At 58.8% G+C, this 19,997-nt stretch carries 19 protein-coding genes and 2 tRNA genes; 12 read left to right on the top strand and 9 right to left on the bottom strand.

The window, feature by feature from the left end; translation table 11 throughout:
- Window positions 1-69: 69 nt before the first annotated feature.
- Window positions 70-1,203 carry an NADH:flavorubredoxin reductase NorW gene (norW, locus tag RRF55_RS07760; RefSeq protein WP_221013631.1) on the bottom strand — a complete coding sequence of 378 codons (1,134 nt, stop codon included), beginning with the start codon at window positions 1,201-1,203 and terminating at the stop codon, window positions 70-72.
- On the bottom strand, window positions 1,200-2,648 hold the full coding sequence (gene norV, locus RRF55_RS07755; protein WP_004211582.1) for an anaerobic nitric oxide reductase flavorubredoxin: 1,449 nt from the start codon (window positions 2,646-2,648) through the stop codon (window positions 1,200-1,202). Before norV ends, norW begins: the two co-directional genes overlap by 4 nt.
- Window positions 2,649-2,835: 187 nt before the next feature.
- Here norV and norR point away from each other — a divergent pair, with 187 nt between their 5' ends.
- Window positions 2,836-4,386 carry a nitric oxide reductase transcriptional regulator NorR gene (norR, locus tag RRF55_RS07750; RefSeq protein WP_004890240.1) on the top strand — a complete coding sequence of 517 codons (1,551 nt, stop codon included), beginning with the start codon at window positions 2,836-2,838 and terminating at the stop codon, window positions 4,384-4,386.
- Here norR and gutQ read toward each other — a convergent pair.
- The 7 genes from gutQ to srlA form a co-directional block, all read right to left on the bottom strand.
- Window positions 4,349-5,314, bottom strand: a complete 966-nt coding sequence (gutQ, locus tag RRF55_RS07745) for an arabinose-5-phosphate isomerase GutQ (RefSeq protein ID WP_004174691.1) — start codon at window positions 5,312-5,314, stop codon at window positions 4,349-4,351. The genes norR and gutQ overlap by 38 nt on opposite strands.
- Window positions 5,307-6,080 (bottom strand): glucitol operon DNA-binding transcriptional repressor SrlR, encoded by a 774-nt coding sequence (gene srlR / locus RRF55_RS07740; protein ID WP_002914817.1) that lies wholly within the window; start codon window positions 6,078-6,080, stop codon window positions 5,307-5,309. Before srlR ends, gutQ begins: the two co-directional genes overlap by 8 nt.
- 66 nt (window positions 6,081-6,146) lie before the next feature.
- A complete protein-coding gene (gene gutM / locus RRF55_RS07735) occupies window positions 6,147-6,506 on the bottom strand; it encodes a transcriptional regulator GutM (RefSeq protein WP_004145754.1) in 360 nt (119 codons plus the stop codon).
- 157 nt (window positions 6,507-6,663) lie between these two features.
- On the bottom strand, window positions 6,664-7,443 hold the full coding sequence (gene srlD / locus RRF55_RS07730; RefSeq protein ID WP_002914815.1) for a sorbitol-6-phosphate dehydrogenase: 780 nt from the start codon (window positions 7,441-7,443) through the stop codon (window positions 6,664-6,666).
- Window positions 7,444-7,455: 12 nt separating this feature from the next.
- Entirely contained in the window at window positions 7,456-7,818 is a 363-nt protein-coding gene (gene srlB / locus RRF55_RS07725) for a PTS glucitol/sorbitol transporter subunit IIA (protein WP_004174693.1), read from the bottom strand.
- 13 nt (window positions 7,819-7,831) lie between these two features.
- A complete protein-coding gene (srlE, locus tag RRF55_RS07720; protein WP_004149462.1) occupies window positions 7,832-8,812 on the bottom strand; it encodes a PTS glucitol/sorbitol transporter subunit IIB in 981 nt (326 codons plus the stop codon).
- Window positions 8,809-9,372 (bottom strand): PTS glucitol/sorbitol transporter subunit IIC, encoded by a 564-nt coding sequence (gene srlA, locus RRF55_RS07715; RefSeq protein WP_002914812.1) that lies wholly within the window; start codon window positions 9,370-9,372, stop codon window positions 8,809-8,811. Before srlA ends, srlE begins: the two co-directional genes overlap by 4 nt.
- 276 nt (window positions 9,373-9,648) lie before the next feature.
- On the opposite strand from srlA, the gene mltB reads away from it, so the two are divergent.
- The 11 genes from mltB to RRF55_RS07660 all read left to right on the top strand — a co-directional run bounded on the left by mltB (window position 9,649) and on the right by RRF55_RS07660 (window position 19,801).
- Complete coding sequence (gene mltB / locus RRF55_RS07710) at window positions 9,649-10,728, top strand: lytic murein transglycosylase B (protein WP_004174694.1); 1,080 nt, start codon at window positions 9,649-9,651, stop codon at window positions 10,726-10,728.
- 339 nt (window positions 10,729-11,067) lie between these two features.
- Window positions 11,068-11,778 carry a metal ABC transporter ATP-binding protein gene (locus tag RRF55_RS07705; protein WP_015958867.1) on the top strand — a complete coding sequence of 237 codons (711 nt, stop codon included), beginning with the start codon at window positions 11,068-11,070 and terminating at the stop codon, window positions 11,776-11,778.
- On the top strand, window positions 11,775-12,638 hold the full coding sequence (locus RRF55_RS07700; RefSeq protein ID WP_004149458.1) for a metal ABC transporter permease: 864 nt from the start codon (window positions 11,775-11,777) through the stop codon (window positions 12,636-12,638). The genes RRF55_RS07705 and RRF55_RS07700 overlap by 4 nt, the downstream gene beginning before the upstream one ends.
- A gap of 7 nt (window positions 12,639-12,645) precedes the next feature.
- The gene (locus RRF55_RS07695; RefSeq protein WP_023286807.1) at window positions 12,646-13,524 is read left to right on the top strand and encodes a metal ABC transporter substrate-binding protein; all 879 of its coding nucleotides are present in this window, start codon (window positions 12,646-12,648) and stop codon (window positions 13,522-13,524) included.
- Between the two features lie 139 nt (window positions 13,525-13,663).
- Entirely contained in the window at window positions 13,664-14,161 is a 498-nt protein-coding gene (gene pncC / locus RRF55_RS07690) for a nicotinamide-nucleotide amidase (RefSeq protein WP_002914771.1), read from the top strand.
- Between the two features lie 90 nt (window positions 14,162-14,251).
- A complete protein-coding gene (recA, locus tag RRF55_RS07685; protein WP_002914769.1) occupies window positions 14,252-15,310 on the top strand; it encodes a recombinase RecA in 1,059 nt (352 codons plus the stop codon).
- Window positions 15,311-15,377: 67 nt separating this feature from the next.
- Window positions 15,378-15,878: a recombination regulator RecX gene (recX, locus tag RRF55_RS07680; protein WP_002914767.1), complete on the top strand. Its 501-nt coding sequence runs from the start codon at window positions 15,378-15,380 to the stop codon at window positions 15,876-15,878.
- A gap of 250 nt (window positions 15,879-16,128) precedes the next feature.
- Window positions 16,129-18,756 carry an alanine--tRNA ligase gene (gene alaS / locus RRF55_RS07675; protein WP_004174700.1) on the top strand — a complete coding sequence of 876 codons (2,628 nt, stop codon included), beginning with the start codon at window positions 16,129-16,131 and terminating at the stop codon, window positions 18,754-18,756.
- Window positions 18,757-19,119: 363 nt separating this feature from the next.
- Window positions 19,120-19,305, top strand: a complete 186-nt coding sequence (gene csrA / locus RRF55_RS07670; RefSeq protein ID WP_000906486.1) for a carbon storage regulator CsrA — start codon at window positions 19,120-19,122, stop codon at window positions 19,303-19,305.
- A 322-nt stretch (window positions 19,306-19,627) separates the two neighbouring features.
- Window positions 19,628-19,720, top strand: a tRNA-Ser gene (locus RRF55_RS07665).
- 4 nt (window positions 19,721-19,724) lie between these two features.
- A tRNA-Arg gene (locus tag RRF55_RS07660) sits at window positions 19,725-19,801 on the top strand.
- Window positions 19,802-19,997 lie beyond the last annotated feature (196 nt).

Here is a 19,997-nt window from a genome sequence, read left to right as displayed (position 1 = left end):
GCTTAGCCGGGCTACCAGGACAATACCGTAGCCCGGCTAAGGCGTTTACGCCGCAAGCCGGGAAAACCATCAACTTACCAGTTGTTTGAGCAGCGCAAAGGCTTCCTTCATTTTGTCTTCGCTGACCACAAAGGCGCGCAGCTGGTTTTCGGCATCCACGCCTTTCGCCACCAGCCCCTCTTTGGCGGCTACGATGTTCCACGTCAGATCGTCGCGGCGGGTGTCGCCGGCCAGATGCAGCGGCAGATCCGGGGTTTTCACCTTCACCAGCATTGGCGGCAGCTTGAGTTCTCCCGCCTGCGCCAGCAGATTTTTACTCAGGCACATGGCGCTGAGTAAAATCGGCTGCAGGAACGGCAGTACCACGCCGTTGATTTCCGCACAGTCGCCGAGCGCATAAATCGCCGGGTCGCTGGTTTGCAGCTGGCTATTGACCACAATACCGCGGTTAATCTGCAGTCCGGCGTGGCGCGCCAGCGACGTTTCCGGGCGCAGGCCGGCGGCGGCCACCACCGCATCGACGGTTATCGCGCGCTGGCGATCGAGACTGACGCGAATGCCGTCGGCGGTTTGCTCCAGCCCCTCCAGCTGCGTTTTCAGCATCAGATGTACGCCCATCTCGGTGAGCCGATGCTGCAGGCGGCTGCTGGCCTCCGGCGGCATCAGCGCCGCCAGCACGCTGGCGGAGTTATCGACTACCGTTACCGTTTTACCGGCGCGGCAGAAATCCATCGCCAGTTCGCAGCCAATCAGGCCGCCGCCGACGATCAGCACGCGCTTCGCGTCGTGCAGCTGGCTCTGCGCCGCGCCATATTCGCGCTGGCTATTGAGCGTTAGCATCAGCTCGCGCCCCGGCACCGACGGGATAAACGGCGTCGCGCCGGTGGCCAGCACCAGTTTGTCGTAGCGCCACTGGTTATCGTGGCTCTTCACTAACCGGTTTTCGGCGTCGATATCGCTTACCCAGGTATGGGGAAACAGACGCAGAGTGTACTGCTCGGCGAACTCGCCGGCACTTTGCAGGGTCAGATCGTCGGCCTTCTGTCCGCGGCTGATGACATGGCTGAGGTCCGGTTTGTTGTATTCATCCATGCTATCGGCGGCGATGAGGGTCAGCGGGATTTGCGCATCCTGCTTACGAATATTTTTCACCAGCTGGCGGGCCGCGAAGCCCGAGCCGATGATGACGATGCCATCACTCATTTTGCCTCCGTCGCCAGTACGTCAAAGACATCTTTGCCAAGAGAACACTCAGGGCAGAGGAAATTGTCCGGCACTTCACTCCACGGCGTACCCGGCTGTACATCCTGGTTAGGTTCGCCTTTCGCCGGGTCATAGACCCACTGGCACACGCTGCACTGCATCATGGGACCGAGATCGGCGGCCGCGGCGGCGGCACAGGCGCAGTCCTGTGGTTCCGGCGTTGTCGCTGCTTCAGCAACCGGCAGCGGCGAGAGGGCCCACTGGCGAGCGATGTCGCGACCGTGTTGGCGGCACAGCTCCAGCGCGTCGATATCCGGGCGCCATTTGGCTTTCAGGCTCAGCGACATCTCAAAGCCGGCATCCTGCAGGCGGGTGGACAGGCGGTCTACCGCGCCGCCGCTCCAGCCGTGCGAGCCAAAGGCGCTGGCGCGTTTATTGCGAAAACGCAGCCCGGTCATCTCTTCCACCAGCCCGGCGATTTTCGGCATCATCACGTTGTTCATGGTGGACGTGCCGACAAGTACGCCTTTCGAGCGGAAAACATTGGTGAGGATGTCGTTTTTGTCGCTGCGGGCGACGTTAAAGATTTTCACCGCTACCCGTGGGTCAACCTCGGTGATCCCCTGGGCAATGGCGTCCGCCATCATGCGGGTATTATTGGACATGGTGTCGTAGAAGATGGTGATGCGATCTTCCTGATAATCCGCCGCCCACTCGAGGTATTTCTCGACGATTTGCGTCGGGTTATCGCGCCAGACCACGCCGTGGGAGGTGGCAATCATCTCCACCGGCAGGTTGAAGCCGAGGATTTCAGTAATTTTCGGCGTCACCAGGCGGCTAAAGGGCGTCAGAATGTTGGCGTAGTAACGCTGGCACTGTTCGTACAGTTCAGTCTGGTCCACTTCGTCGTTGAACAGGTGTTCGTCGCAATAGTGCTGGCCGAAGGCGTCGTTGCTGAACAGCACCGCGTCGCCGGACAGGTAGGTCATCATGCTGTCCGGCCAGTGCAGCATCGGCGTTTCCACGAAGATCAGCTGTTTACCGTTACCGATATCGAGAGTATCGCCGGTTTTCACCACGTGGAAGTTCCACTCCGGATGATGATGGTGGCCGTTGATCGAGTCGATGGCGTTGGCAGTGCAGTAGATCGGCGTATCCGGGATCTGCATCATTAGTTCGGTCAGCGCGCCGGCATGGTCCTCTTCGGCGTGGTTAATGACGATATAGTCGAGGTCGGCGAGGTCGATTTCGCGGCGCAGGTTCTGTACGAACTCGCGGCTGAATTTATGATCGACGGTATCGATCAGCACGTTTTTCTCTTCGCGGATGAGATAGCTGTTGTAGCTGCTGCCGCGCAGCGTTTTATATTCGGTGCCGTGGAAATCACGCACTTCCCAGTCACGTTGGCCAACCCAAAGAATGTTATTTTTCACCACAATAGACATAGCAACCTCAATCAATACAGTGTGTTTAAACTCAGTTGACTGGCTTATATCAAGTTGCGTGCCAACTTTTTAATTCATTGATAATTATCTATTTTTAATTTTTTCTGATTTTGGTTGTTGTCAAAATGACAATGGTTAAAATAGTCGATATGACAATGCGTATTGTCAAAATGACAATGGAGCGGCAATGAGTTTTTCCGTCGACGAGCTGGCGAGAATCGCCATAGATTTACAAAGCGATATTGGTCACACCGACCGCTTTTCGCGCCTGATTACTACCCTGCGGCAAATTCTTGGCTGCGATGCCTCGGCGCTGCTGCGCTATGAGGCGCATCAGTTTGTGCCGCTGGCGATCGATGGCCTGGCGCAGGATGTGCTCGGTCGGCGCTTTGCCCTGGAAGGACACCCGCGGCTGGAGGCGATTGCGCGCGCCGGCGATGTGGTGCGCTTCCCGGCGGATAGCGACCTGCCCGACCCCTATGATGGGCTGATCCCCGGTCATGAGAGCCTCAAAGTCCATGCCTGCGTGGGACTGCCGCTGTTTGCCGGGCAGACGCTGATTGGCGCGCTGACCCTGGACGGCATGGATGCCGATCGTTTCGATAGCTTCAGCGATGAAGAGCTGCGGCTGATTGCCGCGCTGGTGGCCGGGGCGCTGAATAATGCGCTGCTTATCGCCCGCCTTGAAGCGCAAAACGTCCTGCCGGCGCAGGCGGTGAATTACCCGCTGCCGGAGCGCCAGGAGATCATCGGCCTGTCGGGGCCCATGCTGCAGCTGAAAAAAGAGATCGATATCGTCGCCGCCTCGGATTTAAACGTGCTGATCAGCGGCGAAACCGGCACCGGCAAAGAGCTGGTGGCGAAGGCGGTGCATCAGGGGTCGCCGCGAGCCGCCAACCCGCTGGTGTACCTCAACTGCGCGGCGCTGCCGGAAAGCGTAGCGGAGAGCGAGCTGTTCGGCCATGTGAAAGGGGCATTTACCGGGGCTATCAGCAACCGCAGCGGTAAATTTGAGATGGCGGATAACGGCACCCTGTTTCTTGACGAAATCGGCGAACTGTCGCTGGCGCTGCAGGCCAAACTGCTGCGCGTGCTGCAGTATGGCGATATTCAGCGCGTCGGCGATGACCGCAGCCTGCGGGTCGATGTGCGGGTGCTGGCGGCGACGAACCGCGATCTGCGCCAGGAGGTGGTGGAAGGGCGCTTTCGCGCCGATCTGTACCATCGGCTGAGCGTCTTCCCGCTGTCGGTTCCGCCGCTACGCGAGCGGGAAAGTGACGTGGTGCTGCTGGCGGGCTATTTCTGCGAGCAGTGCCGCCTGCGGATGGGGCTGGCGCGGGTCATTTTGGCTGAGGCGGCGCGAAACCGGCTGCAGCAGTGGTCCTGGCCGGGCAACGTGCGCGAACTGGAGCATGCTATCCATCGGGCGGTGGTGCTGGCGCGGGCCACCCAGGCCGGTGATGAAGTGGTCCTGGAGCCGCAGCATTTCCAGTTTGCGGTGGCGGCGCCGATGTTGCCGACTGAGACGGCGGCAGCGGCGCCCGCGACGGGAAACATCAATCTGCGCGAGGCGACCGACTCTTTTCAGCGAGAAGCCATTAGCCGCGCGCTGGAGGCGAACCAGGGCAACTGGGCGGCGACCGCCCGAGCGCTGGAACTGGACGTCGCCAACCTGCATCGGCTGGCGAAACGTCTGGGGCTTAAAGGATCCCCGCCTGGTAAAAGTTCTGCAGGTTAATGGCGCCGACCAGTTGGCCGTTCTCATCCACTACCGGCGCGGCGCTAATTTTGTGTTTCATCAGCCGCTCTTTGGCTTCCACCGCGCGGCTATCCGCCTGCAGCGTTACGCCGTTGCGGGTCATCGCCCGAGTGACGCCATCGTTGAGCGTACCGCCAGCAACCAGCCAGCGGCGCAGGTCGCCGTCGGTGAAAACGCCCTGCACGCGGTTGGCTTCATCGCAGACCGCCACCAGGCCGAGTCCGGTTCGGCTTAGTTCGAGCATGGCGTCCATGACGTTAGCCTCGGTATTGACCCGCGGCACTTCTTCATCACGACGCATCAGGTGATGCACTTTGTTCAGCAGCCGCGCGCCGAGGGCGCCCGCCGGGTGGGAACGGGCGAAATCCTCTTCATTGAAACCGCGCGCCTGCATCACCGCCATCGCCAACGCGTCGCCCAGCATCAGCGTGTTGACGGTGCTGGAGGTTGGCGCCAGATGCATCGGGCAGGCCTCGCGCTCCACGGCGATATCCAGCACCGCTTTCGCCGCCAGCGCCAGCGGCGAGGTGGATTTGCCGGTCATCGCCAGCAGCGGAATGCCTTTTTCTTCCAGCCGCGGCACGATGAGATCCAGCTCTTTCGCGCTACCGGAGTAGGAGATAAACAGCATCACGTCGCGGCTATCGAGCATGCCGAGATCGCCGTGCAGGGCTTCCGCCGGATGGACGAAAAAGGCCGGGGTGCCGGTGCTGGCGAAGGTTGCCGCCAGCTTTTTACCGATGTGGCCGGATTTACCGATACCGGAGACAATCAGTTTGCCCTCGCAGTGGATAATGGTTTCCGCCGCGCGGATGAAGTCGTCGCCCAGGCGCTCCGGCAGGCGGCTCGCCTCCTGCAGCTCAAGCATCAGGGTCTGGCGTCCGGCCTCTAACAAAAAGTTACTCATGATGTTCTCCAGTAATAATGACTTCAATGCCTTTGGCTTCCAGCGCCCGCTGGAATTCCGGGTCAATATCGGCATCGGTAATCAATTTATCCACGCGTTCAAGGCCGCAGACAATATTGGGGCTTTTACGACCAAACTTGGATGAGTCGGCCATGAGGATCACTTCGCGGGCGGCGTTGCACATCGCTTTGCTGACGGTATAGACCTCATTAAAGGTAGTGACTCCGGCGTTCAGATCGATACCGTCGGTGCCCATAAACAGCTTGTCGAAGCTGAACTGTTCGAAGGCGTTTTCCGCCAGCTGGCCGTGAAAAGAGGCCGATTTTTTACGGAAGGTGCCGCCCGGCATCAGGATGGTCTGCTCGTTATCGAACTCTGATAGCGCGTTGACGATATGCAGGCTGTTGGTCATCACCGTGATGTTATTAAAGTGACTCAGCAATGGCACCATCTGCAGCACGGTGCTGCCGGCGTCGAGGATAATTGAATCGCCATCGTGGATGTATCGCACGGCGGCCTCGGCAATCTGCGCTTTTTTATGGGTGTTGATCAGCGTCTTATGGTCAATCGGCGGATCGGCTTCATCCTTGTTGAGTACCACGCCACCGTAGGTGCGAATGACGGTGCCGGCGTTTTCCAGCGTGACCAGATCCTTGCGGATGGTGGTGCCAGTGGTATCGAAGTGTTGCGCCAGCTCTTCGACCGAGCATTTTCCCTGCGACTGCAGGAACTCGAGAATGGCTGCCTGGCGCTGACGTGGTTTCATAGGCGTCTATCCTGCGTTTAAGTTTCGAAGTGATAATTTCGCAAGATATTTACTTTTACAACGAAATTATCCATGTTTCGGATTAAGCGCTAATGATAGTGCATTCTGACAGCGCGGATCATGGGGAAAGATCACATCAGGCTGCAATTCCGCAATATGTTTGCCTGCCAGAGCCGGGATCTTTTGCGGACTGGCGAAAATGGTGAAGCCTTTCATCAGCAGCGTGTCGCTAATGCGGTCGTTATCATCGACGGCGATGGCGACGATGGCGCGCGGTTGAAAGCGCCCGGCGGAGCGGCCGACGCCCACCCGCCCCTGCTGGCACAGGCTATCAAAGGCGCGATTGAAGCGGCGGATCTGCCAGCCGCCAAAGGCCAGCTGGGTAAGCCAGGCGATGGCGGCGACGATGATTAATGCAGTAACCATAGGTCTCTCCTTAAGGGGGGCGGGAACAGCCCAGGTCACGGCGCGAGCGCCTAACCCGAGCGACCCGCGGTGCCGTTTTTTTGTCGGGTGGCGGCTAACGCCTTACCCGACCTACAGTTTTGTAGCCCGGATAAGCGCAGCGCCATCCGGGAACCTGTTAAAACATCACCTGGCCGCCGGTGACGTTGATCGACTGCCCGGTGCAGTACGACGCCTGTGGGCTAGCGTAAAACATCAATACGTTCAGCACATCCTGATATTCGCAGCCGCGCTTCAGCGGCACCTTGTCGATGTAGTACTGCTCGACTTCGCTCTCATCGATACCGAGCTTGGTGGCATACTGCGGCAGCAGCGACTGGAACATCGGCGACTTCAGCAGATTGCCGAGCATCAGCGAATGCACGGTAATGCCATATTCCGCCAGATCCAGCGCCAGCGACTGGGTCAGCCCGACGCCGCCGAACTTCGCCGCGCTGTAGCCGGAGTTGTGCTTACTGCCGACTTTGCCGGATTTCGAGTTGATCTGAATGATCCGCCCCTTAATGCCGTCGCGGATCATCAACCGCGAGAACTCGCGGGCGCAGAGAAAATAGCCCACCAGATTGACCTGCAGCGAGCGGTCGAAATCCCCCAGCGCGAAGTCGCTAATAAACGCCGCCTTGGCGATCCCGGCGCTGTACACCAGCAGGTCGACGCGCGAAAAAATCTCATCCACCCCGTGGGCCAGGGCGGTGACGCTGGCCTCGCTGGTGGCGTCGGCGCCGAAGCCGTACGCCATACCTTCGCCATACTCAGCGTTAATCTCCTGGGCGACGCGGCTGGCTTTTTCGCTCTGAATATCGACCACCGCCACGCGGTAGCCCTCGGCGGCCAGCCCGCGGCACAGAAACTCTCCTAAGGTTTGTCCACCGCCAATGACAACAGCAACCTGATTCATCTCTCTCTCCTTTTAAGCAACAAACTTCAGTACGCAGCCGGGCGCGATGGCGTCCGGCACCGGGCCCGCCACATGGACGGTACCTGGGAACTCCGCTTCACGATGGCCGTCAAAGCGCAGGGTGATGTGGCCCAGCTCGCGCAGGTTTTGTTCAGCGACCTCGCCGACGGCGGTCACCGGGTAGCGCTGTTCGCCAAGCTGCAGCTCTGCCCCCGGCTGCAGCGTGCCAGCAAGCTCGCCGTGGTTGTGAATAAAGCAGTACTCTTCGATATCCGCCGGGGCGCCCTCGCGGAAGGTGATCAGCATTTGCTCTTCCAGCGCCATCGTCGCGCAGGCGCCGATGTGCGTAATGGTGGTCTGGTAAATCACAGTCATCTGCAGGAACCTCTTACTGGTAAATAAATCCGGAAACGAACCACGCGATCAGCACCGTTGGTGCGCCGGTCAGAAAGCGGCTGACCAGCACCGACGGCACGCCGACGCGCACGGTATCCTGGCGGGCTTCGGCTAGCGACAGGCCTACCGGAATAAAATCGCAGGCGGCCTGGGCGTTAATGGCGAATAGGGCGGGCAGGGCGAGGTGCGGCGGAATGTTGCCGAGGCCGATTTGAACGCCGATCAGCACGCCGATCACCTGAGCTATCACCGCGCCGGGGCCGAGAAACGGCGACAGTAGCGGGAAGGAGCAGATCAGCGCCAGGGTCACCAGCCCCAGCGGATGGCTGGCAAGCGGCGCCAGGCCGTGGGCAATCCAGTCGCCGATGCCGGAGGCCATGATGATGCCGATCAGCGCTGAGACGAAGGCCATAAACGGCAGAATGGTTTTCAGCACCGTATCAATGGTGTCGCGCCCGGCCTGGAACAGCACCGCCACCACCGAACCCATGCCCATCCCGACCTTCGCCAGCAGGCCATCGCTCTGTTCAGTAATCTTCTTGCTGGTGTCGTAATCGCGACCCGCGCTCTTGTTTTCCGCCGGCGGCTCGGAAACCCCTGCGCTGTCGGGAGCGATGCACTGGATGTTGTCCTCTTTGACGCCGGAGACATAAATATCTTCCGTGATGTACTGGGCCAGCGGCCCTGATTTGCCGGTGGCATGGATATTCACCGTCGGGATGCGGCGCTTAGGATAGAGCCCGCAGCGCAGGGTGCCCCCGCAGTCGATAATTGCCACGCCTATGTCGCTTTCCGCTGGTTCCCCCTCTTTAAACCCGTCCACCGGCTGCCAGCCGGTCAGGCTGGCGATGCGGTCAACAATCGCCGGGCGGGTGCCGGCGGTGATATAGACGATCTTTTTGCCTTCGACGGCGTCGAGCTCAAGCGGGCCGCCCCAGCCGCCGGTGCCTTTCTCTATACGAATACGGGTCATGATGTCGCTCCTGACAGATGCACTTTCTGGGAAAGCTGAATCGCCATTTTTCTCTCGAAAATCGAGGTGGTCAGGTCGGTGACCCAGCCGCGGAAGAAGTTAGTCACCAGGCCAACCAGCAGGTAGCTCACCGCCAGCGGACCGAGCGGTAGGCCGAGGGTAGTGAGGCCGTTGGCGATGCCGAGATAGACGAACAGCTCGCCGGGATTGATATGTGGAAACAGCCCGTTCATTGAGTGGCAGCTATACGACGCCGCCGCGTAATAGCTGGGCTTGTACTTCTCTGGCATAAACCGGCCGAGGCTTAACGTCATTGGGTTACAAAACACGAAGGTGCCGATGCAGGGTAGCAGCAGGTAGCGGGAGATTGGGTTTCCTGCGCAGCGCTGCGCCAGCTTCTCGATCCGCTGCTGGCCGATAAAGTTGATCAGCGCGTTCATGATCACCAGCAGGCTGATCAGCAAGGGGAGGATCCCGGTCACCATGCCGGTAAATACCTCGCCGCCTTTCTGAAACAGGCCGATAAACCACTCCGCGCCGTGGGTCACGACGTCAATCATTGTTCTCTCCTTCAGCATGTTATTTTTCTTGCTAATCGCAGGCTGATTTTAATCATTTTGAAAGGTTTAAAAGTGTTAAATGGATCTCAAAATGAAAGATAAATATTTTATTTTGAAAGATGATGCGGGCGAGATGAAATGTTGCAGGGCATGAAAGCACGCAGGGGAGGAGCAGTTGAAGGACTATTTTGTCTACAAACAGATTGTCGCTTTCTTGTTGGTCGTCGCATGCTTTACCATAATTATCCCTTGCTGAATTTGTTAAACGGAATTCCCATGTTGAAGCGTCGCTATCTGGCTTTACTTCCCCTTTGTGTGCTCCTCGCTGCCTGCAGCAGCAAACCCAAGACCCCCGCGGAAACGGAGATGGCGAGTGGAACCGGCGGCTTTTTGCTGGAACCGCAGCATAACGTGATGCAGATGGGCGGCGACTTCGCCAACAACCCGGCGGCGGCGCAGTTTATCGATAAGATGGTGGCGAAGCACGGCTTCGACAGGCAGCAGCTGCAGGAGATCCTGTCGCAGGCAAAGCGCCTGGATTACGTCCTGCGGCTGATGGATCGTCAGGCGCCGACCGGCCTGCCGCCAACCGGGCCGACCGGCGCCTGGCTGCGCTACAAGAAACAGTTCATTACCCCGGATAATGTGCAGAACGGCGTGGTGTTCTGGAATCAGTATCAGGACGCGCTTAACCGCGCTTATCAGGTTTACGGCGTGCCGCCGGAAATCATCGTCGGCATTATCGGCGTGGAGACTCGCTGGGGCCGGGTGATGGGCAAAACCCGGATCCTCGACGCGCTGGCGACGCTGTCGTTTAGCTACCCGCGCCGCGCCGAATACTTCTCGTCGGAGCTGGAAACTTTCCTGCTAATGGCGCGCAGCGAAAGCGACGACCCGCTGGATCTGAAAGGCTCTTTCGCCGGGGCGATGGGCTACGGTCAGTTTATGCCGTCCTCCTATAAGCAGTATGCGGTCGATTTTAACGGTGACGGACATATCAACCTGTGGGACCCGGTGGATGCTATCGGCAGCGTGGCCAACTACTTCAAACAGCATGGCTGGGTGAGCGGCGATCTGGTGGCGGTGCAGGCGCTGGGGCAGGCCCCGGGGCTGGAGAATGGTTTCAAGACTAAATACAGCGTTTCGCAGCTGGCGGCCGCAGGGCTGACCCCGACCCAGCCGCTGGGTAACCATCAGCAGGCCAGCCTGCTGCGGCTGGACGTCGGCACCGGCTATGAGTACTGGTACGGGCTGCCGAACTTCTACACCATCACCCGCTACAACCACAGCACCCACTACGCGATGGCCGTCTGGCAGCTGGGCCTGGCGGTTGCGCAGGCCCGCGGCGGTTATTAATCCTTTCATCCGGCTGACAATTTCCCCAGCCTCCCCGGATAGCGGCGCGTAGCGCCTTATCCGGGCTACGGTCTGGTATCCGGTTGCTAGCCCCGGGAAGCGCAGCGCGACCGGGGGATGACGCCGGGGAGGCCGCGCTTATCCCCCCGTTTTTTCCCGTCTCCATGCCTCTTGTTGACCTTTGTTACATTTCCGCTGACTGACGCTGATTTACATTCTTTCTTCGCTTCGTTATTGTTATGTTATAACATTAAATTGAGGCGGGGATATGTTCACATCGATTTTTATGGCATCCGCCGCGGCGCGCGCGGCTATCGCAGGCGTGCTGCTGGCGGCGCTATGGTTAGCAACCTGGTGGGCGGTGACGCTGCCATGATTGAACTGGAGCAGTTGGTCGCCGGCTATGACGGGGTAGCGATCACCCCTCCGCTGAGCGGGATGATATGCCCCGGCAGCCTGACGGCAATTGTTGGCCTCAATGGCTGCGGAAAATCAACGCTGCTGAAAACCCTCGCCGGGTTTCTTCCGCCGGTCAGTGGCCGCCTGCGCTGGCAGGGAAAACGGCCGGTGATCGGCTGGCTGGCGCAGCGCCATGCCCTCGAGTCGCAGTTTCCTCTCAACGTGCAGGATGTGGTAAGCCAGGGCGCATGGCCCGGCGTGTCGCTGCTGCGCGGTCTGGGGGGCGGCACCCGGCGACGCATCGGCGCGGTGCTGGAGCGGGTCGGGCTGGCGGGCCTGGCGAAAACGCCGATCGAAGCGCTCTCCGGCGGCCAGTTTCAGCGCATGCTATTTGCCCGGGTGATGGTGCAGCAGGCGCCGCTGGTGATGCTCGACGAGCCCTTCACCGGTATCGACGAAGCGACCAGTCGCGAACTAATGGATTTGATCCTCGAGATGCACCGGCAGGGACAGACCATCCTGGCGGTGCTGCATGATAACCAGCGGGTGGCCGACTTTTTCCCCGAGACGCTGCTGCTGACTCCCCAGCGCGCCTGCTGGGGCGCTACCCGGGCGGTGCTCCCGGCCTTCAGTCATGTGAGGTCGGCATGATCTGGCACACCTTCTTTCAGCCTTTCATTGAATTCGGCTTTATGCGTCGGGCCCTCGTGGTGTGTCTGGCGCTGTCGCTGAGCACCACCATGCTGGGCGTCTTCCTGCTGCTGCGGCGCATGAGCCTGATGGGCGATGCGCTGTCGCACGCCATTCTCCCCGGCGTGGCGGTGGGGTATCTGCTGAGCGGCATGTCGCTGCTGGCCATGACCCTCGGCGGCTTCATCGCCGGCATCGTGGTTGCCCTGGTGGCCGGGTGGGTGAGCCGGCGGACACCGTTAAAAGAGGACGCCAGTTTTGCCGGATTTTATCTGGGCTCGCTGGCCCTGGGCGTCACCCTGGTGTCGCTGCGCGGCTCCAGCGTGGACCTCCTGCATCTGCTGTTTGGCTCCATTCTGGCGGTCGACCGCGATGCGGCGCTGTTTGTCAGCGGCGTCGCCAGCCTGACGCTATTGTGCATTGCGCTGTGCTACCGCGGTCTGGTCAGCGAGGCGTTCGACAGCGCCTGGCTGCAGGTGAATCACCGGCGGCTGCCTGCGCTGCTGCATGGGCTTTTTCTGGCGCTGCTGGTGCTTAATCTGGTGGCCGGGTTTCAGGTGCTCGGCACGCTGATGGCGGTAGGGGTAATGATGCTCCCGGCGGTCGCCGCGCGCTGCTGGGCGCGCACGCTGCCGGGCATTCTGCTGCTGGCGGCGGGAATGGGCGCGCTCTGCGCCTGGCTGGGATTAAGCCTCTCCTGGGCGATTAGTCTTCCCGCCGGGCCCGCTATTGTGCTGACCGCCAGCGCACTGTTTTTTGTTTCGCTATTTTTTGGCACGCGCAGCCGGCTGCTGGTCGGTTGGCGCACATTGATGGGGTAAGGAAATGATGAAACGTAGTGCAATAGTGGTCGCGCTGGCCCTCGGCCTGATGGCGCAGGGGGCCATGGCGAAAACGCTGAATGTGGTAAGCAGTTTTTCGGTGTTGGGTGATATAGCGCAGCAGGTCGGCGGGGAGCATGTCCATGTGGATACCCTGGTCGGCCCGGACGGCGATCCGCACACCTTCGAACCGTCTCCGAAGGATAGCGCGCTGCTCAGCAAGGCCGACGTGGTGGTGGTTAACGGCCTGGGGCTGGAAGGGTGGCTGGATCGCCTGATTAAGGCCTCTGGTTTTAAGGGCGAGCTGGTGGTGGCATCGAAAGGCGTCAAGACCCATGCCCTTGATGAAGAGGGTAAAACGGTGACCGATCCCCACGCCTGGAACAGCGCAGCGAACGGCGCATTGTATGCGCAGAATATCCTCGATGGTCTGGTGAAAGCCGACCCGGAAGATAAAGCGGCGTTGACCAGCAGCGGCAAGCGCTATATCGACCAGCTGACGTCTCTCGACGGCTGGGCGAAAGCGCAATTCAGCGCCATTCCGCTGGCCAAGCGCAAGGTCCTGACCAGCCATGACGCTTTCGGCTATTTTGGCCGGGCTTATCACGTGACCTTCCTCGCGCCACAGGGGCTCTCTTCAGAGAGCGAGGCCAGCGCGGCGCAGGTGGCGGCGCTGATTAAGCAAATCAAAGCGGATGGCGTCCATACCTGGTTTATGGAGAACCAGCTTGACCCGCGGCTGGTGAAGCAGATTGCCAGCGCCACCGGCGCGCAGCCGGGGGGCGAACTCTATCCGGAAGCGCTATCTAAGCCGGGCGGCGTCGCCGATAGTTACGTCAAAATGATGCGTCACAACGTTGAGCTTATCGCTAACAGCATGAAGTAACAGGTTGTCTGGTCGTCCTGGTTATCACAGGACGACCCATTTCTGGATCCCCCCTCGTAAAATCGCCGCTTCATCCCCATATCTCTGTCGAAAGTGCTATCTTTGATGGCCTCTTTATCCAGAGCAAAGCGGGGCGATAATGACCGATTCAGAATTAATGCAGCTAAGCGAGAAGATTGGCCGGGCGCTGAAGGCGCGTGGGGCGACGGTGACCACGGCGGAATCCTGTACCGGCGGCTGGATTGCGAAAGCGATCACCGATATTGCCGGCAGCTCGGCGTGGTTTGAACGCGGCTTTGTCACCTACAGCAACGAAGCTAAATCGCAAATGATCGGCGTCAGCGAAGCGACGCTGCGCGACAACGGCGCGGTAAGCGAACCGGTGGTGGTGGAGATGGCGATTGGCGCGCTGCGCGCGGCGCGTGCGGATTATGCCATCTCCGTTAGCGGCGTCGCCGGGCCGGATGGCGGCAGCGTCGAAAAGCCGGTCGGCACGGTATGGTTCGGCGTCGCCAGCGTGAGCGGGCAAGGGGTGACGCGGCGGGAATGCTTTGCCGGAGACCGCGAAGCGGTGCGTCGTCAGGCGACGGCCTATGCGCTAAATCTGCTCTGGCAACAATTTCTACAAAACACTTGATACTGTATGACCATACAGTATAATTGCCTCAACTGAACAAATATTAACGGCGAAGCGAACACGCTTTACCCTGCATGATTAGGAGTAACAATGGCGATCGACGAAAACAAACAGAAAGCGTTGGCGGCTGCACTGGGCCAGATCGAAAAGCAATTCGGTAAAGGCTCCATCATGCGCCTGGGTGAAGACCGCACCATGGATGTGGAAACCATCTCCACCGGCTCGCTTTCTCTGGATATCGCGCTGGGCGCCGGCGGTCTGCCAATGGGCCGTATCGTCGAGATCTACGGTCCGGAATCCTCCGGTAAAACCACCCTGACGCTACAGGTTATCGCCGCAGCGCAGCGTGAAGGTAAAACCTGTGCGTTCATCGATGCTGAACATGCGCTGGATCCTGTCTATGCACGCAAACTGGGCGTCGATATCGACAACCTGCTGTGTTCTCAGCCGGACACCGGCGAGCAGGCGCTGGAGATCTGTGACGCGCTGGCGCGCTCTGGTGCGGTTGATGTTATCGTCGTCGACTCCGTCGCGGCGTTGACGCCGAAAGCGGAAATCGAAGGCGAAATCGGCGACTCTCACATGGGCCTTGCGGCGCGTATGATGAGCCAGGCGATGCGTAAGCTGGCGGGTAACCTGAAGCAGTCCAACACGCTGCTGATCTTTATCAACCAGATCCGTATGAAAATTGGCGTGATGTTCGGTAACCCGGAAACCACTACCGGTGGTAACGCGCTGAAGTTCTACGCCTCTGTGCGTCTGGACATTCGCCGCATCGGCGCGGTGAAAGAGGGCGACAACGTCGTCGGCAGCGAAACCCGCGTCAAAGTGGTGAAAAACAAGATCGCCGCGCCGTTTAAACAGGCCGAATTCCAGATCCTCTACGGCGAAGGCATCAACTTCTACGGCGAGCTGGTAGACCTCGGCGTGAAAGAGAAGCTGATTGAGAAAGCGGGTGCCTGGTATAGCTACAACGGCGACAAAATCGGTCAGGGTAAAGCGAACGCGATCACCTGGCTGAAAGAGAACCCGGCGGCGGCGAAAGAGATTGAGAAGAAAGTGCGCGAACTGCTGCTCAACAATCAGGATGCGAAGCCAGACTTCGTTGTTGACGGCAACGACGCAGAAGAAACCGAACAGGATTTCTGATATCGTCTGCAAGACTGACAGGGCTGCTTAGGCAGCCCTTTTGCTTTGTGAGATTATCGAGGTGCCTGTGACTGAACCTTCATCACGCCGCTCCGGCTACGCCCGCCTGCTGGACCGTGCTATCCGCATTCTGGCGATGCGCGACCACAGCGAGCAGGAGCTGCGACGCAAGCTGGTCGCTCCGGTGATGAGCAAAAACGGTCCTGAGGCGCTGGACGCCACCCCCGACGAGCTGGAGCAGGTTGTCGCCTGGTGTATCGAAAACCGCTACCTTGACGACAACCGCTTCGTCGGCCAGTTCATCGCCAGCCGGAGCCGCAAAGGCTATGGTCCGGCGCGCATTCGCCAGGAGCTCAGCCAGAAAGGCATTGCGCGCCAGGTCGTTGACCAGGCGATGCGCGAATGCGATATCGACTGGGTGAGCCTTGCCAGGGAGCAGGCACAGCGTAAATACGGCGAACCGTTACCTTCCGCCTTTACTGAAAAAGTGAAAGTTCAGCGATTCCTGCTTTACCGCGGCTACCTGATGGAAGATATCCAGGAAATCTGGCGAAATTTTGCAGATTGACCCATCCGGGATTTTACTTCGCCGTAAAGAAAACTTATCTTATTCCCACTTTATTCCGTCGGGCCGCTGGTTGTGACTGTGCAGGCAGCGGCCTGGGCGATTATTCCTTTACACAAAATCATTCAAGCTGCATCAGGGCGGCAAGAGAGACTCTCTTTCGCAACGTACGTCAGTTCGGTGCCGGAAGAGCAAGCGCAGCCAGGACAGAGGCGACTTGAAGGATGACGTGTAGCTTGATTTCAGGATAATTATGAGCAAGAGCACCGCTGAGATCCGTCAGGCGTTTCTCGACTTTTTCCATAGCAAGGGACATCAGGTAGTTGCCAGCAGCTCCCTGGTGCCGCACAACGATCCGACCCTGCTGTTTACCAATGCAGGGATGAACCAGTTCAAGGATGTCTTCCTTGGTCTCGACAAACGTAATTATTCGCGTGCGACCACCGCACAGCGTTGCGTGCGTGCGGGTGGTAAACACAACGATCTGGAAAACGTCGGTTACACCGCGCGTCACCACACCTTCTTTGAAATGCTGGGCAACTTCAGCTTTGGCGATTACTTCAAGCAGGATGCCATCAAATACGCGTGGGAACTGCTGACCGGTGAGAACTGGTTCGCGCTGCCGAAAGAAAAACTGTGGGTTACCGTTTACGAGACCGATGACGAAGCTTTCGACATCTGGGCCAATGAAGTAGGCGTTCCGCGCGAGCGTATTATCCGCATCGGCGACAACAAAGGCGCGCCGTTTGCTTCTGACAACTTCTGGCAGATGGGCGACACCGGTCCGTGCGGCCCGTGCACCGAAATCTTCTTTGACCACGGCGATCACATCTGGGGCGGCCCTCCGGGAAGCCCGGAAGAAGATGGCGACCGTTACATTGAGATTTGGAACATCGTCTTCATGCAGTTCAACCGTCAGGCTGACGGTACCATGGAGCCGCTGCCGAAGCCGTCCGTCGACACCGGTATGGGTCTGGAGCGTATTGCCGCGGTGCTGCAGCACGTTAACTCCAACTATGACATCGACCTGTTCCGCGATCTGATCGCCAGCGTGGCGAAAGTCACCGGCGCGACCGATCTGACGAACAAGTCGCTGCGCGTTATCGCCGACCACATTCGCTCCTGCGCCTTCCTGGTTGCCGACGGCGTGATCCCGTCGAATGAAAACCGCGGCTACGTGCTGCGTCGTATCATTCGCCGCGCGATCCGTCACGGCAACATGCTGGGCGCGAAGGACACCTTCTTCTGGAAACTGGTTGCCCCGCTGATCGATGTGATGGGCTCCGCCGGCGACGAGCTGAAGCAGCAGCAGGCTCAGGTTGAGCAGGTGCTGAAAACCGAAGAAGAGCAGTTTGCCCGCACCCTCGAGCGCGGCCTGGCGCTGCTGGATGAGGAGCTGTCGAAGCTGAAAGGCGACACCCTGGACGGCGAAACCGCCTTCCGTCTGTACGACACCTACGGCTTCCCGGTCGACCTGACCGCCGATGTGTGCCGCGAGCGCAACATCAAGGTTGACGAAGCTGGTTTTGAAGCCGCGATGGAAGAGCAGCGCCGCCGCGCGCGCGAGTCCAGCGGTTTCGGCGCCGACTATAATGCGATGATCCGCGTTGACGGCGCCTCTGAATTTAAAGGCTACGATCATCTGGAGCTGAACGGCAAGGTTACCGCCCTGTTTATCGACGGCAAAGCGGTGGATAGCGTTAGCGCTGGCCAGGAAGCGGTGGTGATCCTTGACCAGACCCCGTTCTATGCGGAGTCCGGCGGCCAGGTGGGCGATAAAGGCGAATTAAAAGGCGCGGGCTTCTCCTTCGCAGTCAGCGACACGCAGAAGTACGGCCAGGCTATTGGTCATATCGGTAAAGTCGCCAGCGGCTCACTGAAAGTGGGTGACGCGGTGCAGGCCGACGTAGATGAGGCTCGCCGTCAGCGTATCCGTCTCAACCACTCCGCGACGCACCTGATGCACGCGGCGCTGCGCCAGGTGCTCGGCACCCATGTGGCGCAGAAAGGTTCGCTGGTCAATGATAAAGCGCTGCGCTTTGACTTCTCGCATTTTGAAGCGATGAAGCCGGAAGAAATTCGTGCGGTGGAAGACCTGGTCAACGCGCAGATCCGTCGTAACCTGGCTATCGAAACCAACATTATGGATATCGATGCCGCGCGCGCATCCGGCGCCATGGCGCTGTTTGGCGAGAAATACGACGATCGCGTGCGCGTTCTGCGGATGGGCGACTTCTCCACGGAGCTGTGCGGCGGGACTCACGCGGCGCGTACCGGCGATATCGGCCTGTTCCGCATCACGTCAGAGTCCGGCACCGCTGCTGGCGTGCGCCGTATCGAAGCGGTGACTGGCGAAGGCGCGATGGCCATCCTGCATGCGCAGAGCGATCAGCTCAATGATATCGCTCAGCTGCTGAAGGGTGACAGCCACAATCTCGGCGAGAAGGTTCGCGCCGCGCTGGAGCGTACCCGTCAGCTGGAAAAAGAGCTGCAGCAGCTGAAAGAGCAGGCTGCGGCGCAGGAGAGCGCAAACCTCTCCAGCAAAGCGGAAGAGATTAACGGCGTTAAGCTGCTGGTCAGCGAACTGACCGGCGTTGAGCCGAAAATGCTGCGTACCATGGTTGACGATCTGAAGAACCAGCTCGGTTCGACGATCGTTGTATTAGCTACGGTAGCGGATGGTAAGGTTTCTCTGATTGCAGGTGTGTCTAAGGATGTGACAGACCGCGTGAAAGCAGGGGAGCTGGTTGGTATGGTCGCTCAGCAGGTGGGCGGTAAAGGGGGCGGTCGTCCGGATATGGCGCAGGCCGGTGGTACCGATGCGTCTGCTCTCCCTGCAGCGTTAGCCAGTGTGAAAGGCTGGGTCAGCGCAAAACTGTAATAACTATAAACGCATTTACCCTAAATAATTCGAGTTGCAGGAAGGCGGCGACGCAGCGAATCCCCAGGAGCTTACTCAAGTAAGTGACTGGGGTGAGCGAGGAAAGCCAACACACATGCAACTTGAAGTATGACGGGTATAGGTGCCATAACCAGAGGGTTGCGGCACCTTGCGTCAGAAACACTGATAACGATAAAGTCGGGTTGAAATTGTGTATATCGGCTAAACTTAGGTTTAACAGAATGTGATGCCATGACTGCTTATACCCTAAGGTATTTGTCATCGCTTACTTTTTGGCGTTATATGATGGATAATGCCGGGATACGAGAGACCCGACTCTTTTAATCTTTCAAGGAGCAAAGAATGCTGATTCTGACTCGTCGAGTTGGTGAGACCCTCATGATTGGAGATGAGGTCACTGTGACAGTTTTAGGGGTGAAGGGTAACCAGGTTCGTATTGGCGTAAACGCCCCTAAAGAAGTGTCTGTTCACCGTGAAGAGATCTACCAGCGTATTCAGGCTGAAAAATCCCAGCAGTCCAGTTACTAAGGTTTCCGCGCCTCGCTGTGCAGTGAGGCGCATCACTTACCGCCGCTTTTTCCCTTTTTCTGTTTTTTCCCCCTGCGCCATACCGCTTTTCATTACCCTTTGCCGCTTTGGTCGTTTGGCGTTATGCCAGCGTCAGGGCTGATTTCCTGTTGATAAATTGCCCTTTTTGCCGTTTTTGCACGCGAATTGCGTGCGAAGTGTGCAAACGAAAAAAGGTCTCGAAAAAGTGTTTGACTTATAAGTACCAGAAAGTAATATGTGCGCCATCGCAGCGACGAAGAGCAGAAACAAGTTCTTCGAAGCACTCGAAAGAGGCGTGTGTGGTGAGGTGGCCGAGAGGCTGAAGGCGCTCCCCTGCTAAGGGAGTATGCGGTCAAAAGCTGCATCCGGGGTTCGAATCCCCGCCTCACCGCCATTTTGCATCCGTAGCTCAGCTGGATAGAGTACTCGGCTACGAACCGAGCGGTCGGAGGTTCGAATCCTCCCGGATGCACCATCTTCTTTCTGAATTAAGAGAGAAGAGCGCTGTGAAAGCAGCGGCCCGCAGTGCGAGGCATAATCGAGTCACTCTACCGATTAGGCCATCATACTCAGTGTGGCATGTGTTAGTTGTGACACTGACGCGTAGTAAAGCAAGTTTCCCGATGCATCCGTAGCTCAGCTGGATAGAGTACTCGGCTACGAACCGAGCG

It is taken from the genome of Klebsiella sp. K47, from assembly GCF_051858335.1.
Lineage (GTDB): Bacteria > Pseudomonadota > Gammaproteobacteria > Enterobacterales > Enterobacteriaceae > Klebsiella > Klebsiella pneumoniae.
Note: the sequence above shows the minus strand (reverse complement) of the source record. Positions and strands in the feature narration are given on the sequence as shown.

What these genes read in the sequence shown, in the direction of transcription:
- norW (WP_221013631.1), bottom strand. Translation starts at nt 1,203, where the DNA reads ATGAGTGATGGCATCGTCATCATCGGCTCGGGCTTCGCGGCCCGCCAG.
- norV (WP_004211582.1), bottom strand. Translation starts at nt 2,648, where the DNA reads ATGTCTATTGTGGTGAAAAATAACATTCTTTGGGTTGGCCAACGTGAC.
- norR (WP_004890240.1), top strand. Translation starts at nt 2,836, where the DNA reads ATGAGTTTTTCCGTCGACGAGCTGGCGAGAATCGCCATAGATTTACAA.
- gutQ (WP_004174691.1), bottom strand. Translation starts at nt 5,314, where the DNA reads ATGAGTAACTTTTTGTTAGAGGCCGGACGCCAGACCCTGATGCTTGAG.
- srlR (WP_002914817.1), bottom strand. Translation starts at nt 6,080, where the DNA reads ATGAAACCACGTCAGCGCCAGGCAGCCATTCTCGAGTTCCTGCAGTCG.
- gutM (WP_004145754.1), bottom strand. Translation starts at nt 6,506, where the DNA reads ATGGTTACTGCATTAATCATCGTCGCCGCCATCGCCTGGCTTACCCAG.
- srlD (WP_002914815.1), bottom strand. Translation starts at nt 7,443, where the DNA reads ATGAATCAGGTTGCTGTTGTCATTGGCGGTGGACAAACCTTAGGAGAG.
- srlB (WP_004174693.1), bottom strand. Translation starts at nt 7,818, where the DNA reads ATGACTGTGATTTACCAGACCACCATTACGCACATCGGCGCCTGCGCG.
- srlE (WP_004149462.1), bottom strand. Translation starts at nt 8,812, where the DNA reads ATGACCCGTATTCGTATAGAGAAAGGCACCGGCGGCTGGGGCGGCCCG.
- srlA (WP_002914812.1), bottom strand. Translation starts at nt 9,372, where the DNA reads ATGATTGACGTCGTGACCCACGGCGCGGAGTGGTTTATCGGCCTGTTT.
- mltB (WP_004174694.1), top strand. Translation starts at nt 9,649, where the DNA reads ATGTTGAAGCGTCGCTATCTGGCTTTACTTCCCCTTTGTGTGCTCCTC.
- RRF55_RS07705 (WP_015958867.1), top strand. Translation starts at nt 11,068, where the DNA reads ATGGTTAGCAACCTGGTGGGCGGTGACGCTGCCATGATTGAACTGGAG.
- RRF55_RS07700 (WP_004149458.1), top strand. Translation starts at nt 11,775, where the DNA reads ATGATCTGGCACACCTTCTTTCAGCCTTTCATTGAATTCGGCTTTATG.
- RRF55_RS07695 (WP_023286807.1), top strand. Translation starts at nt 12,646, where the DNA reads ATGAAACGTAGTGCAATAGTGGTCGCGCTGGCCCTCGGCCTGATGGCG.
- pncC (WP_002914771.1), top strand. Translation starts at nt 13,664, where the DNA reads ATGACCGATTCAGAATTAATGCAGCTAAGCGAGAAGATTGGCCGGGCG.
- recA (WP_002914769.1), top strand. Translation starts at nt 14,252, where the DNA reads ATGGCGATCGACGAAAACAAACAGAAAGCGTTGGCGGCTGCACTGGGC.
- alaS (WP_004174700.1), top strand. Translation starts at nt 16,129, where the DNA reads ATGAGCAAGAGCACCGCTGAGATCCGTCAGGCGTTTCTCGACTTTTTC.
- csrA (WP_000906486.1), top strand. Translation starts at nt 19,120, where the DNA reads ATGCTGATTCTGACTCGTCGAGTTGGTGAGACCCTCATGATTGGAGAT.